The 13,535-nt window shown below is 67.3% G+C and carries 12 protein-coding genes; 5 read left to right on the forward strand and 7 right to left on the reverse strand.

The window, feature by feature from the left end:
* Positions 1–40 precede the first annotated feature (40 nt).
* The 4 genes from mmsB to LOC57_RS11920 all read right to left on the reverse strand — a co-directional run bounded on the left by mmsB (position 41) and on the right by LOC57_RS11920 (position 4,688).
* On the reverse strand, positions 41–1,216 hold the full coding sequence (mmsB, locus tag LOC57_RS11905) for a multiple monosaccharide ABC transporter permease (protein WP_229960078.1): 1,176 nt from the start codon (positions 1,214–1,216) through the stop codon (positions 41–43).
* Between the two features lie 23 nt (positions 1,217–1,239).
* Positions 1,240–2,802, reverse strand: a complete 1,563-nt coding sequence (mmsA, locus tag LOC57_RS11910; protein WP_229959926.1) for a multiple monosaccharide ABC transporter ATP-binding protein — start codon at positions 2,800–2,802, stop codon at positions 1,240–1,242.
* A gap of 122 nt (positions 2,803–2,924) precedes the next feature.
* Positions 2,925–4,046 carry a multiple monosaccharide ABC transporter substrate-binding protein gene (gene chvE / locus LOC57_RS11915; protein WP_229959928.1) on the reverse strand — a complete coding sequence of 374 codons (1,122 nt, stop codon included), beginning with the start codon at positions 4,044–4,046 and terminating at the stop codon, positions 2,925–2,927.
* A 249-nt stretch (positions 4,047–4,295) separates the two neighbouring features.
* Positions 4,296–4,688 carry a hypothetical protein gene (locus tag LOC57_RS11920; RefSeq protein WP_227913432.1) on the reverse strand — a complete coding sequence of 131 codons (393 nt, stop codon included), beginning with the start codon at positions 4,686–4,688 and terminating at the stop codon, positions 4,296–4,298.
* A 310-nt stretch (positions 4,689–4,998) separates the two neighbouring features.
* Between LOC57_RS11920 and LOC57_RS11925 the strand changes: the two genes are divergently transcribed.
* Positions 4,999–6,123, forward strand: coding sequence for a thermonuclease family protein (locus LOC57_RS11925; RefSeq protein WP_229959929.1), 1,125 nt, complete (start codon positions 4,999–5,001; stop codon positions 6,121–6,123).
* Positions 6,124–6,179: 56 nt separating this feature from the next.
* On the opposite strand, the gene LOC57_RS11930 is transcribed toward LOC57_RS11925, so the two are convergent.
* Together LOC57_RS11930 and LOC57_RS11935 are read right to left on the reverse strand one after the other, a co-directional pair.
* Positions 6,180–6,749 carry a hypothetical protein gene (locus tag LOC57_RS11930; RefSeq protein ID WP_229959931.1) on the reverse strand — a complete coding sequence of 190 codons (570 nt, stop codon included), beginning with the start codon at positions 6,747–6,749 and terminating at the stop codon, positions 6,180–6,182.
* Between the two features lie 2 nt (positions 6,750–6,751).
* Complete coding sequence (locus LOC57_RS11935) at positions 6,752–7,144, reverse strand: hypothetical protein (RefSeq protein ID WP_229959933.1); 393 nt, start codon at positions 7,142–7,144, stop codon at positions 6,752–6,754.
* 395 nt (positions 7,145–7,539) lie between these two features.
* Between LOC57_RS11935 and LOC57_RS11940 the strand changes: the two genes are divergently transcribed.
* The 4 genes from LOC57_RS11940 to LOC57_RS11955 all read left to right on the forward strand — a co-directional run bounded on the left by LOC57_RS11940 (position 7,540) and on the right by LOC57_RS11955 (position 12,668).
* A complete protein-coding gene (locus LOC57_RS11940) occupies positions 7,540–8,298 on the forward strand; it encodes a LamB/YcsF family protein (RefSeq protein WP_229959936.1) in 759 nt (252 codons plus the stop codon).
* Positions 8,295–10,172, forward strand: coding sequence for a carboxyltransferase domain-containing protein (locus LOC57_RS11945; RefSeq protein ID WP_229959938.1), 1,878 nt, complete (start codon positions 8,295–8,297; stop codon positions 10,170–10,172). The genes LOC57_RS11940 and LOC57_RS11945 overlap by 4 nt, the downstream gene beginning before the upstream one ends.
* Positions 10,169–11,914 carry an acetyl/propionyl/methylcrotonyl-CoA carboxylase subunit alpha gene (locus LOC57_RS11950; RefSeq protein WP_229959940.1) on the forward strand — a complete coding sequence of 582 codons (1,746 nt, stop codon included), beginning with the start codon at positions 10,169–10,171 and terminating at the stop codon, positions 11,912–11,914. Before LOC57_RS11945 ends, LOC57_RS11950 begins: the two co-directional genes overlap by 4 nt.
* Before the next feature lie 91 nt (positions 11,915–12,005).
* Entirely contained in the window at positions 12,006–12,668 is a 663-nt protein-coding gene (locus LOC57_RS11955) for a GntR family transcriptional regulator (protein WP_227913437.1), read from the forward strand.
* 41 nt (positions 12,669–12,709) lie between these two features.
* On the opposite strand, the gene LOC57_RS11960 is transcribed toward LOC57_RS11955, so the two are convergent.
* Positions 12,710–13,534, reverse strand: a complete 825-nt coding sequence (locus LOC57_RS11960) for a putative hydro-lyase (RefSeq protein ID WP_229959942.1) — start codon at positions 13,532–13,534, stop codon at positions 12,710–12,712.
* Between the last annotated feature and the right edge of the window lies 1 nt (position 13,535).

The raw sequence follows: 13,535 nt of genomic DNA on the forward strand, positions 1-13,535 counted from the left end.
GTAGGCCTCCCGCCCCGCCGGCGAAAAGGGCAAAAACCTCCTACCGCGCCTTGCGCCGGCTGAACCCGAAGGCCACCGCGGCCAGCAGCACCAAACCCTTGATCACCTGCTGCCAGGCGGCGTCAACGGACAGGATGGACAGGCCCTGGTTCAGCACGCCCATGACCAGGCCGCCGATCACTGCGCCCACCACGGTGCCCACGCCGCCCTGCACCGACGCCCCGCCAATGAACACGGCGGCAATCGCATCCAGCTCAAACCCGCCGCCGGCCGAGGCCACGGCACCGCCGGCCCGGGCGGTGCTGACCACTGCGGCCAGCCCGGCCAGGAACCCCATATTCACGAACACAAAGAAGTTCACCCACTGGGTCTTCACGCCGGACATCATGGCCGCGTTCAGGTTCCCGCCCATCGCGTAGACGTGCCGGCCGAACACCGTGCGGTTCAGCAGGAACGAATAGGCAAGCACCAGCACCGCCAGGATGACCACGATGATCGGCATGCCACGGCTGTAGGCGAGCAGGTAGCAGAGGTACATGATCGCCACCACGGCGAGCGCGATCTTGAAGATGAAAGACCCGTTGCGTTCGCGCGGCAGGTCCAGCCGGCGCAGGTCCGCCCGGCCCCGCAGCTGCTGCACCACCAGCGCCACGCACGCGAGCGCCCCGATGCCCAGCGTCACCAGGTCCGGTGTGCCGGTGGACGGCAGCGTGCCGCTGCTGATTGCCGTGTACGGGCGGGGCAGGCCGCTGATGGTGCCGCCGGTGAGCAGGATCAGGGCCGTGCCGCGGAACACCAGCATCCCGGCCAGGGTGACGATGAACGCCGGGATCCCGACAAACGCCACCCAGAACCCCTGCCAGGCACCGATCACGGCGCCGACGACGAGGGAGAGCAGCACCGCCGCCCACCAGGGCATCCCCCAGTTGTTCATGGCCAGCGCGGCAATGGCCCCGACCGTGGCCACCACCGACCCCACGGACAGGTCGATGTGCCCGGCGATGATGACAATCACCATGCCGATGGCCAGGATCAGCACGTACGCGTTCTGCTGGAACAGGTTGCTGACGTTGCCGGGGTAGAGCAGCCGGCCGCCGGTGAGGATCTGGAACAGCAGGATGATCACGGCCAGCGCGCCGAGGATGCCGTACGCGCGCAGGTCCACCCGGCGTCGTTTCTTGCCGGTCTTTCCGGGCTTGGGCGGCAGCGGGGCCATGGCCTGCTCTGGAGTTGTGGTGGTCACGAGGCTTGTGCTCCTTGGGTCCGGTCAGCTTGGGTCCGGTCGGCGGTCATGTGGCGCATCAGTTCCTCCTGCGTGGCCTTGGCCCGCGGCACTTCGGCGGTGAGCCGGCCCTCGGCAATGGTGTAGATGCGGTCCGCGAGCCCGATCAGTTCGGGCAGTTCACTGGAAATGACAATGACTGCCTTGCCCTGCGCCGCCATTTCATTGATGATTCCGTAGATTTCAAACTTGGCGCCGACGTCGATCCCCCGGGTCGGTTCGTCCAGGATCAGCACTTCCGGCCCGGAGTAGATCCACTTGCTCAGCACCACCTTCTGCTGGTTCCCGCCGGAGAGGTTCTCCACCAGGGACGAGACGCTGGGGGTGCGGATGTTCATCCGTTTGCGGTAGTCATCGGCCACCCCGTATTCGCGGTTCCGGTCGATGATGCCCAGCCGGGCCAGTTTGCCCAGCGCCGCTGCGGACACGTTCACGGTGACGCTGCCGATCAGGTTCAGCCCGTACCGTTTCCGGTCCTCGCTGACGTACGCAATGCCGTGGCCGATCGCCTCGTCCACGGTGCGGGTGCGGATTTCGACGCCGTCCTTGAAGACCCGCCCGGAAATGCCGCTGCCGTAGGAGCGGCCGAAAATGCTCATGGCCAGCTCGGTCCGGCCGGCGCCCATCAGCCCGGCAAACCCGACAATCTCCCCGGCCCGCACGTTGAAGGACGCCCGGTCCACTACCACGCGGTCCACGTCTATGGGGTGGTGCACGGTCCAGTCCTCCACCCGGAACTTCTCCGCCCCGATTTCCGGGTCGCGTTCCGGGAACTGGTGGTCCAGCGGCCGGCCCACCATGGCCCGGATGATCCGGGTTTCAATTTCGTCGCTGTCCTGCACGTCGAAGGTCTCAATGGTTTTCCCGTCCCGGATCACGGTGACAATGTCCGCGATGGAACGGATTTCCTTGAGCTTGTGGGAAATGATGATCGAGGTGATCCCGGTGTCGCGCAGCTGCCGGATCAGGCCGAGCAGGTGGGCGGAGTCGTCGTCGTTCAGGGCGGCGGTGGGCTCGTCCAGGATCAGGATCTTCACCTCCTTGGACAACGCCTTGGCAATCTCCACCAGCTGCTGCTTGCCCACGCCCAGTTCCACGATCTTGGTGGCCGGGTTCTCCGCCAGCCCCACCCGCTGCAGCAGCTTCGCTGCTTCCAGGTTGGTTTTGTGCCAGTCGATCACTCCCCCGCGCGCCACCTCGTTCCCCAGGAAAATGTTCTCCGCAATGGAGAGGAACGGGCTCAGCGCCAGCTCCTGGTGGATGATCACAATGCCGTCGCGCTCGGAATCATTGATCGAGCCGTAGCTGACCGGCTGGCCCTCCAGCGTGATGGTCCCGTCAAAGCTGCCGTGCGGGTACACCCCGCTGAGCACCTTCATCAGGGTGGATTTCCCGGCGCCGTTTTCGCCGCAGATCGCGTGCACACCGCCGCGTTCTACGTCCACGGAGACACCGTCGAGCGCCCGGACCCCGCTGAATTCCTTCACAATGCCGTCCATTTGCAGGATGACGTCACTCATACGCGTTCTCGCTATCGCTTACGCGGGCCAGGGGGTACGACGACGGCGGGAGGCGGCCGCCGTCGTCGTGCCCCTGGTCCTGGCCGGAGGAGGGACGGGATCAGTCCGGAAGGGGCGCCGGGTCAGAGGCCGGCGTCGGAAGCGGACATGAATTCGGAGTCCACCAGTTCCTCCTGGACCGTGTCCTTGGTGACGACCACTGGTTCCAGGATGTAGGTGGGGACCACTTTCACCCCGTTGTCGTAGGTTTCGGTGTCGTTGACCTCCACCTCGTTACCGGCCACGATCGCGTCCACCATGGTTTCCACCTGGGTGCCGAGTTCGCGGGTGTCCTTCCAGACGGTCATTGACTGGCGGTCCCCCTGCATGGCCTGGACGTTGGCGACGTCGGCGTCCTGGCCGGTGATCACCGGCCAGTCCGTGCCCGGTTCGTAGCCGGCGGCATCCAGGGAGGATTCGATGCCCAGGGCCAGGCTGTCATTCGGGGAGAGGACCACGTCAACCTTCTTGTCCCCCGTATAGAAGGACTGCAGCCGGTTGTCCATTTCCGCCTGCGCATCCGCGGACTTCCAGCCGAGGATGCCGATGGAGGTCCAGTCCTCGTTGCTGGCCGGGGACTTGCCGGAGGGAACCACCAGCTGCCCGCTTTCAACGTACGGCAGCAACACGTCCCAGGCGCCGGCGAAGAAGAACGCCGCATTGTTGTCATCCGGGCTGCCGGCAAACGGTTCGAGGTTGTAGGGTCCCTTGCCGTCGGCCAGGCCCAGCTGCTCCTCGATGAACTCGCCCTGCAGCTGGCCCACCTTGTAGTTGTCGAAGGTGGCGTAGTAGTCCACCGCGTCGGTGCCGTTGATCAGGCGGTCGTACGCGATCACCTGGATGTCCTGGGACTTGGCGTCCTCGAGGGTGGGGCCGAGGACCTCGCCGTCGATGGCCGCGACCACCAGGATCTCCGCGCCGCCGGCAATCTGGTTCTGGATTTGGCTGATCTGCTGGTCGGTTTTGTCATCGGCGTACTGCAGGTCCACGGTGCAGTCCTTGGCCTCGAGTTTTTCCTTCAGGCCCTCGCCGTCATTGATCCAGCGTTCCAGGCTCCGGGTGGGCATGGAGATGCCGACGTTGCAGGAAGCGGCCTCGCCCTCCCCCTCCCCGTCTCCCGAAGTTCCCGCCGGGGCACACGCGGCCATGCCGCTGGCAAGGCCGAAAGCGAGGAGGATAGCCGAGACATTTTTGATTCTGCTCATGCTGAAACCTTCGAAAAGGATCCTGCTGACGGAATTCGGGTACCCGGCACCTAGGGAACACGGCGGAGGGGGCCCCGGCTGGCCCGGCGGCTGGATCGAGCGGATACAACGCTGTAACGCCCGTTGAGGGCCGAGGCCGTCAACTTATTTGTAGGCGCAGACAACATATCCACCCTGCGGCGGTTACGACAAGAGAAATTGAGCAGATACCTACTCGAACGGAGCAGATTACCTACCGGTTTACTTGCACTACTCCCCGGCGGGACGTCCCCGCACTGCCGACCACGCGCCGTCGAGCACGGTGTCTCCCACCGGTTCCCAGTCATTCGTCTCGAACAGGGACGCCACGGTGTCGCGGTTCAGGTCAGGGGCCACCCCGTCCACCTCTGCGGTGGGATAGCAGACCCAGAGCGTGCCGCCCGACTCCACCGAGGCCGCCGCGGTGGCCAGTTCGTGGGCCAGGTCCGCCGCCGTGGAAACGAACAGGACAACGACGTCGGCCGGGAACCGTCCGCTGTCCTCGGCCAGGAACGCGGTGGCGGGCACAAACGCGGACAGCTCAGGGCGGCCGTGCGCACCGTAGACGGTAACGCGGGCGCCGTCGGCAATGGCGAAGGGCGAGGCGGATGATTCGGATGACATGGAGGGCTCCTGCATGAGACTGACGGTGGCGCGTCGGCACGGGGAATTCCACAACGGGTTCTTCAGCTGAACTCCCCCGAGCCGGCTTTTGCCCATTCTTTCAGGTTTGCGCCGCGCAATGCCCGTTGGCAGCACCCTTAGTGGCCACAATCTCTTTTGGAAGCGTTCTACTGAGCAGATCCCGGGCTTCCCCGGGCGCCAATAGCCCGTTATGTGCTCAGTCGATGCCGTGCACCTCCAGCCCTACTGCTACCCCCTCGACGGTTTGTGCCGATAGTTCTACCGGTTATTTCTATAGATGGGGAACATTTTGTATCGCACTACCGTCGGAGTTCACCGCTCCGCACTGAAAAGAAAGGCGGCCGCCGTCGCGGCCGCCGCCGTCGTTGTTCTGGCAGGATCCTCCTGCTCCGCGCCGGCCGCTGCCGATGCAGAGGTCCAGCCCCGCGACGAAGCGACCGTGGTCCGGGTGATCGACGGCGACACCCTGGTGGTGGACCTCGACGACGAGGACGTCACCGTTCGGCTGCTGAATGTGGACACCCCCGAGACCAAGGACCCCAACGAGCCCGTGCAGTGCCTGGGCCCGGAGGCCACGGAATTCCTGAAGAAGGCACTTCCGGCCGGCAGCACCGTGGAACTGGAGTACGACGTCGAGCGCGAGGACCGCTACGGACGCACCCTTGCAGGGGTATATGACGCCAAGGACCGACTGATGAACGCCGAAGTGGCGCGGGCGGGCCTGGGCTTCCCGGTGACCTTCGGGAAGAACGTAAAGTTCCGGCCGCCGGTGGATGCGGCGTATCAGGAGGCCCGGGATAACAAGGTTGGCCTGTACAGCACCACCATTGAATGCACGGTGCCGGCCATGGTCGGAACCGCGGAGCAAGCAGCTTCCGACGCTGCCGCGGCCGGCACGGGCTCCACTGCGGATGAGGCCGCCGCCGCCGTCGCCGCCGTGTACGCCTTGGTCAACATTGCGGATGAAACGGCTGACGCCGTGGAAGCCGCGCTCAAGACCGGGGACAACCTGATGTGGAAGGCACTGACCGAGGCGGAACGCACCGCACTGAAGGCGCGGTCTGCTGCGGCCAAGTCCACCATCCATACCCGGCACGACCAGCTCGTCACCCTGCAGGATCAACGGCAGGCCGCCGAAGACGAGGCAGCACGTGTAGCGGCGGAAGCCGAAGCGCAGCGGGTTGCCGCTGAGGCCGCGCAGGCTGCCCAGGCCGAAGCGGACCGGGTTGCGGCCGAGCAGGCCGAGGCCAACCGTGTTGCCGCTGCCCAGGCTGAAGCAAACCGTCAGGCGGAGGCCAACCGCCAGACCCAGCAGTATGTTGCGCCTGCCCCGCCGGTGCAGAGCAACCCGTATGCCGGTTACACCGGTCCGCGTTGCTACGCACCCGGTGGCAAGTCCTGGCGTCCCTGCTAAACGGGTTCTGCAACAGCAACGGCTGCCGCTCGCTCGGCAGCCGTTGCTGTTGCGGGCTAGGGCGCGGTGCGGGAAACACCCTCCTGCATGGACGGATGGCTGGAGCACTCTCCGTACAGAGTCACGGCCCGGTGGCTCGGACTGGTGGCATAGTCAATCGTCAGCCCGTTCGCGCCCTGGCCGACGGCATTCCAGGCCACCCCCTCCGGATATGACGAATCCCCGAGGACGCCGCTGATCTCCATACCCCGCCCCTCCATGTACCGGATCATTGCATCCCGATCAGCTTCAAAGTCCTCCGTCCCCGGTCCAAGGAGCTGGAGCGTTATCTGACGCGGTGAATCCTTCCAGTTTTCACTGTCGCACGGCCTCGGGATCAGGGCCTTGTCCGGTTCCGGGGGCCATGCATACCCGTATTCAGACGTCCATCCCGTGGTTGCTCCGGTGACGGCCAGGATCTCGTCCATCTGGGCTACGAACTGGTCGTACGACTCCCGGGACGTTTTGTCGGCGGAACCGGCAGGAGCATCCTCCAGCCCTTGGGCGCCAATTCCGCAGCCGGCAAGCCCGCCCGACACGACGGACAGAGCACACACCATCATCACTAGCCGCCGGGAAATCCGCATGGCTAGGGCGTGTCCCCGGAGACCTTATTCTGCATGGACGGGTGGCTGGAGCACTCCCCGTACAGGCTTATCACCCGTGACTGGGAGCTCGTGCCGTAAGTAATCTCCAAGCCGTTTTCACCGAGGCCGGAAGCATCCCAGGACACACCGTCGGGATAGGAAGGGTCACCGAAGAGACCACTGACCGTCAGCCCCTTGTCCTCCATATACTGGATTATGGCGGCGCGGTCCGTCTGCGGGTCCTCCGTTCCCGGTCCGATCACCGTCAGCTGCAGCCGCTGCGGCGAGTCCTCCCAGTTCTCGGTATCACAGGCCCGCGGCACCAGGACGATATCCAGGTCAGAGTCCCACGGCTTGCCGAATTCAGTGGTCCAGCCTGCGGACTCTCCGGTCACCGCCAGGATTTCATCCAGCTGCGCCCTGAACTCGTCGTACGACTCCCGGGACGTTTTGTTTGTAGACGCTTGCGACGAATGGTTTGTGCCCTCTGCCGGATCTGCGGCATCGCCCGCGCCCGCGCAACCGCAGAGGACCGCCACCAAAAACGCAACAAGCGCAGCTGCCCGTACTTTCAGCCTGTCAGCTGGCACAGCCATATCATTCACAACTTCCCCCTTGTCGCGGACAGCCTATGGCATGTGCTGATCGCCGGACATGGGCAGAAGTACCCATGCACCGCCGGAACTTCGGAGCCCTGACCCACGACATTCACACTGATTGTTGAACAATCCGACGTGACGGGGCACACTGTAGGAACACCATTGCATCACCCGAGCGCGGAGGCAGAACCATGACGGTCATTGATCTGAACAGCGACGTGGGCGAGTCCTTCGGCAACTGGACCATGGGCGACGATGCCGCCGTCTTCGAATCCGTCTCAAGCGCCAACGTGGCCTGCGGTTTCCACGCCGGTGATCCCTCCACCATCGCGCAGACCTGCCGCGACGCCGTCGCCGCCGGCGTCACCATCGGCGCGCACCCGGCGTACCGGGACCTGGCCGGTTTCGGCCGGCGCTTCCTGGACTGCTCCTACACCGAGCTGTTCGACGACGTCCTCTACCAGCTCGGCGCCCTGCAGGGCCTGGCCCGCGCGGCCGGCTCGGAAATCCGCTACGTCAAGCCGCACGGCGCGCTGTACAACACCATCGTGCGCCATGAGGTGCACGCCCGCGCCGTCATCGATGCGGTCCGCACCTTCGACAAGAACCTGCCTGTCCTCCTGCTCCCGGGTGCGGTGGCCCTGGACATCGCCGCCGACGCCGGCCTGCGCGGCGTCACCGAAGCCTTCGCCGACCGCAGCTACAACCCCGACGGCACCTTGGTCTCGCGCCGCGAAGCCAACGCGGTGATCCACGACGCCGGCCAGGTCACCGCCAACATGGTCCGCCTGGCCACGGAGGGCGTCATCACCGCCGTCGACGGCACCGAGATCCCGATGTCCGCTGAATCGATCTGCGTGCACGGTGACACCCCCGGTGCCGTGGCCATGGCCCGGGCCGTCCGTGCCGGGCTCGAAGAGGCCGGCGTCACCATCCAGAGTTTCGTATGAGTTCCCCCGTGGCGACGGACGCGGGCGGGCACATCCGCGGCATCCGTCCCGCCGGGACGAGGGCGCTGCTGGTTGAGCTTGGTTCGCTGGCCGACGTCGTCGCCCTCCACGCACAGCTGCAGTCCAGTCCGCTGCCCGGACAGGTGGACGCGCTGGCCGCTGCCGGGACCGTGCTGGTCCGGTTCGCCGGCCGCCGCGAAACGGTCGCCGCTGCCGCACTGCTGGAGAACCTGGACTTCTCCCATGCCGAGCTGCCGGACGCCCGCACGGTCACCATCGAAACGGTGTACGACGGCGAGGACCTGGCCGAGGTGGCGCAACTCACCGGCCTCTCCGAAAAGGCGGTGGTCAACGCCCATACCGGCACAGCGTGGACCGCCGGGTTCGGCGGTTTCGCCCCCGGCTTCACCTATCTGGTGGGCGGCGACCCTGCCCTGAACGTCCCCCGCCGCACTTCGCCCCGCAAAGCTGTCCCCGCCGGCTCCGTGGCCCTGGCCGGCGACTATTCAGCCATCTACCCCCGCACTTCTCCCGGCGGCTGGCAACTTATCGGCCATACCAACGCCCCTTTATGGGACCTCTCCCGCCCAAACCCTGCTCTCATCCGTCCTGGCGATTCAGTAATCTTCCATCCCGTCCGTGAATTGATCACCACCACTTCAAGTCCTCAGGCCGAGGCTCCGAGCACGGGCACCGAAGACCCGGCGTCTCCCGCGAGCGAGGGAACGAACGAGGGGCTGGGACACCTCGTGAGTCCCGCATCGCCGACCGAGGAACGACGAGGCAGCGAAGGATCAGGGTCCCCTCTCCGAGCTTGCGAGGAGGAGGGTGGATCCGCAGCGCTAAGGGACGATGAGGTGTCCCCGCCCACCCAAGCCAACCACCCCTCCCTCGCAGTCAAAGCGCCCGGCCTCCAGTCCCTCATCCAGGATCTCGGCCGCCCCGGTTATGCGGACCTTGGCGTCTCCATAGCCGGTGCCGCGGATACCCGTTCCGCCCGGCAGGCGAACCGCCTGGTCGGCAATCCGGCCGACGCTGCCGTGATCGAGAACCTTCTCGGCGGGCTGGAGCTGACATCCCGCGGGGACACGGTCTTAGCCCTGTCCGGGGCGCAGGTCCCGGCCGCCGTCGTTTCCCCCGGCGGCGAGCGGGACCGGCCCGCACCGCTGGACACCCCCTTTGCCCTGCTGGACGGCGAAACCCTGACCCTGGGCACCCCGTTCCGCGGCGTCCGTATGTATGTGGCCGTCCGCGGCGGCGTGGCCGTGGACCCGGTCCTGGGCAGCCGCAGCACCGATACGATGAGCGGTATCGGCCCGGCACCGCTCGAGGCCGGCACCGTCCTGCCCGTCGGGAAAGTGTCCGTCGCAGCACCGGTGGGCACCGCTGAACCCTCTTCCCTGCCGACAGGCACCGCGCCCGGCAGCCTGGGCGACGGCGGCACCCCCACCCTGCTGCGGGTCACGGCCGGCCCCCGGCAGGACTGGTTCGGCCCCGACGCCGCCACTGCCCTGACCGCACACACCTGGCTGGCCACCAACGAGTCCAACCGGATCGGTGTGCGGCTGGCCGCCGACCCGCAGGACCCGGACGCCGCCCCGCTGGAACGCATCCGGGACGGGGAACTGCCCAGCGAAGGCGTGGTGGCGGGCTCGCTGCAGGTCCCGCCGTCGGGCCTGCCCGTCCTGTTCCTGGCCGACCATCCCGTCACCGGCGGCTACCCGGTGATCGCCGTCGTCGTGCCGCAGGATCTGCCCGTGGCCGCCCAACTGCCGCCCGGGCACCCGGTGCGCTTTGTTTTCTCGAACCCCGACACCCTGGCCCCGCTGTCCGCGGAGGAAACCGCCGGGCTGTTCACGGAAGGAACCCCATGAAGAAGGTCCTCATAGCCAACCGCGGCGAGATTGCCGTGCGGGTGGCCCGCGCCTGCTCCGACGCCGGCATCGCCTCGGCTGCCGTGTACTCGGACCCCGACGCCGACGCGCTGCACGTCCTCATCGCGGACGAGGCCTACCCGCTGCACGGCTCCGCCAGCACGGACACCTACCTGAACATCCCCAAACTGATCGACGCTGCCCGGCGGGCCGGCGCGGATGCCGTGCACCCGGGCTACGGGTTCCTGTCCGAGAACGCGGACTTCGCGCAGGCTGTGCTCGACGCCGGGCTGACCTGGATCGGTCCCTCCCCGCAGGCCATCCGCGACCTGGGCAACAAGGTCACTGCCCGCGAGATCGCCGTCCGCGCCGGTGCCCCGCTGGTGCCCGGAACGAAGGGCCCGGCTCAAAGTGCCGAAGAGGTCCGTGCCTTCGCCGAGGAACACGGGTTGCCGGTGGCCATCAAGGCGGCGTTCGGCGGCGGCGGCCGCGGCATGAAGATTGCCCGTCGGCTCGAAGATGTGGAGGACGCCTTCGAATCGGCGGTCCGCGAAGCGGTGTCCGCCTTCGGCCGCGGTGAATGCTTCGCCGAACGGTTCCTGGATAAGCCCCGGCACGTGGAGGCCCAGGTGCTGGCTGATACGCACGGCAACGTCGTCGTCGTCGGCACCCGGGACTGCTCGCTGCAGCGCCGGAACCAGAAACTCGTGGAGGAAGCCCCCGCCCCGTTCCTCACCGAAGAGCAGCGCGCCACCATCCATGCCTCCGCCAAGGCCATCTGCCGCGAAGCCGGCTACACCGGTGCCGGCACCGTGGAATACCTCGTCTCCCCGGACGGGCTGATCAGCTTCCTGGAAGTGAACACCCGGCTGCAGGTGGAGCACCCCGTCACCGAGGAAACCGCCGGCGTGGACCTGGTCCGCGAGCAGTTCCGCATTGCCGACGGGCTGCCGCTGTCCAACACCTCCGACCCGGTGCCGCACGGGCACGCGTTCGAATTCCGGCTCAACGCCGAGGATCCCGCCCGCGGGTTCCTGCCCGGCCCCGGCCCGGTGGAAGCCTTCGAACCGCCCACGGGTCCGGGCATCCGGATGGATTCCGGCGTCCGGTCCGGGTCCGTGGTGCCCGCCGAGTATGACTCGCTGATGGCCAAGCTGATCGTGTGGGGCGAGGACCGGCCGCAGGCGCTGCGCCGGGCCCGCGCGGCCCTGGATGAGCTGGTGATCCGCGGGGTGCCTACCGTGGTGCCGTTCCACCGGGCAGTGGTCCGCTCCGAGGCCTTCACCCGGGAGGACGCCTTGGGTGTGTACACCACGTGGATCGAGTCCGAATTCGCCGAACCGCTGGCCGCGTCCCCGGAAATCGCCGCATCACTGCCTGGCGCCGAACGGGAAACGCTGACCATCGACGTCGACGGCAAGGCCGTGGCCTTGGGCGTGCCGGCCGCGCTGCTGAACGCGCTGCGCGCCGGCGGCGGCACTGCCGCTGCGCCTGCCGGGTCCGGCGGTGCCGGCGCGGCGGCGGACGAGGCTGTGCTCGCCTCGCCGATGGCCGGGAACCTGGTGAAATGGGTGGCCGACGACGGCGCGCAGCTGGCCGAAGGCGATCCGGTTGCCGTGCTGGAGGCGATGAAGATGGAAACCACCGTCCGCGCCCACCGGGCCGGCAGCTTCACGCGGGCTGCGACCGAACCGGGCACCGCCGTCGGACGCGGTGACGCCCTGGGCGAGATCCGCCCCTAAAAGCTCCGGAGGATCGGCCGTCCCCCAGCGGCCGGTTCTCCGGGTTCCGCCTCTGGCGGCGGCACCGCCGCCGTCCGGCTAGATTAGGGAGATGCCTGTGAACCTGGGGGAAGCCACCGAGCGAGCCGACCACGCCAACACCACGGTGTGGGTGGCCGATGTGCTGCGCAGCAGCATTGCCGCCGGAGAACTGCTGCCCGGCACCAAGCTCTCCGAACAGCAGCTGGCCGCGTCGCTGCAGGTCTCCCGCAATACGCTGCGCGAGGCGTTCACCATGCTCAGCATTGAAGGCGCCGTCACCCGGTACCCCAACCGGGGCGTGTTTGTGGCCGCCCCCGGCGCGGACGCAGTGCGGGAAATCTACCGGGTCCGGCGGATGCTGGAACCCTCGGCCGTTCTCTGGGGTCCGGAACTGGACCTGGACCGGCTCGACGCCGTGATCGCCCGGGCCCGGGGCGCGAAGGAGCGCGGGGCCGTAGGCGAAATGGCGGCCGCCAACCAGGCCTTCCACCAGGCACTTGTTGCAATGTCAGGCAGCGAGCAGCTGCAGCAGGTCATGGGCCGGGTGCTGGCCGAAATGCGCCTGGTCTTCCACGCCATGAGCAGCCAGCCGGACTTCCACTCCACCTACGTGGAGCAGAACGCCCGCCTGGTGGAGCTGCTCCGCACGGGCAAACGCGCCAAGGCTGCGAAGGTGCTGCAGTCCTACCTGGATACCGCCGAGGCGGAGCTGCTCGCACACATGCACCCGTAGGTGCAGCGGGCGGGTACCCAGCCGACGCAACGAGGGAAGGGCTAGGGCACCAGGTACGAGCTGTCCCGGGCGTCCGTGATGAGCATGTGGCGGGGTGCGTGGCCGATGGCCAGCGAGGGCCTGGATTCCATCACTGCGGCCTGCGGGGTGACGCCGCAGGCCCAAAAGACCGGAACGTAGCCTTCGGCAATCTCCACCGGATCCCCGAAGTCCGGCCGGCCCAGGTCCGCAATGCCGATCTCGGCCGGGTTGCCCACATGTACCGGAGCGCCGTGCACCGCCGGGTAGCGGGAGGTGATCCGCACGGCGTCGGCCACCTGCGAGGCCGGCACGGGCCGCATCGAGACCACCAGCGGTCCGGCCATGGACCCGGCCGGTTCGCAGCGGACCGAGGTGCGGTACATCGGCACGTTGGTGCCCTGGTCGATGTGAGCCACCCGGATCCCGCCCTCCTGCAGGGCGGCCTCGAAGGTGAAGCTGCAGCCGACAATGAAGGTCACCAGGTCATCACGCCAGTACCCGCTGATATCAGTGGGTTCGGCAACCTTCACACCGTTTTCATACACCGTGTAGCGGGGGATGTCGGTGCGGATGTCGCCGCCGGCGAGCAGCGGGCCGGCGGTTTCACCGGCGTCGAGCACGCCCAGAATCGGGCAGGACTTCGGGTTGCGCTGGGCAAAGAGCAGGACGTCGAAGGCCTGTTCCTTGGGCACAATGATCAGGTTGGCCTGTGCATAGCCGGCCGACCAGCCCGCCGTCGGGGTGACCAGTCCATTCCGGAACAGCGCCCGGGCTTCCGCCGGGGCCAGGCCGGCGGGGTGCGGAGGTACGGTGGGCGAGGCGGTAATGCCGGTGGGAGTCTCCATT

The organism is Arthrobacter sp. zg-Y750 (genome assembly GCF_020907365.1).
Lineage (GTDB): Bacteria > Actinomycetota > Actinomycetes > Actinomycetales > Micrococcaceae > Arthrobacter_B.

What these genes read in the sequence shown, in the direction of transcription:
- mmsB (WP_229960078.1), bottom strand. Translation starts at nt 1,216, where the DNA reads ATGGCCCCGCTGCCGCCCAAGCCCGGAAAGACCGGCAAGAAACGACGC.
- mmsA (WP_229959926.1), bottom strand. Translation starts at nt 2,802, where the DNA reads ATGAGTGACGTCATCCTGCAAATGGACGGCATTGTGAAGGAATTCAGC.
- chvE (WP_229959928.1), bottom strand. Translation starts at nt 4,046, where the DNA reads ATGAGCAGAATCAAAAATGTCTCGGCTATCCTCCTCGCTTTCGGCCTT.
- LOC57_RS11920 (WP_227913432.1), bottom strand. Translation starts at nt 4,688, where the DNA reads ATGTCATCCGAATCATCCGCCTCGCCCTTCGCCATTGCCGACGGCGCC.
- LOC57_RS11930 (WP_229959931.1), bottom strand. Translation starts at nt 6,749, where the DNA reads ATGCGGATTTCCCGGCGGCTAGTGATGATGGTGTGTGCTCTGTCCGTC.
- LOC57_RS11940 (WP_229959936.1), top strand. Translation starts at nt 7,540, where the DNA reads ATGACGGTCATTGATCTGAACAGCGACGTGGGCGAGTCCTTCGGCAAC.
- LOC57_RS11945 (WP_229959938.1), top strand. Translation starts at nt 8,295, where the DNA reads ATGAGTTCCCCCGTGGCGACGGACGCGGGCGGGCACATCCGCGGCATC.
- LOC57_RS11950 (WP_229959940.1), top strand. Translation starts at nt 10,169, where the DNA reads ATGAAGAAGGTCCTCATAGCCAACCGCGGCGAGATTGCCGTGCGGGTG.
- LOC57_RS11955 (WP_227913437.1), top strand. Translation starts at nt 12,006, where the DNA reads ATGCCTGTGAACCTGGGGGAAGCCACCGAGCGAGCCGACCACGCCAAC.
- LOC57_RS11960 (WP_229959942.1), bottom strand. Translation starts at nt 13,534, where the DNA reads ATGGAGACTCCCACCGGCATTACCGCCTCGCCCACCGTACCTCCGCAC.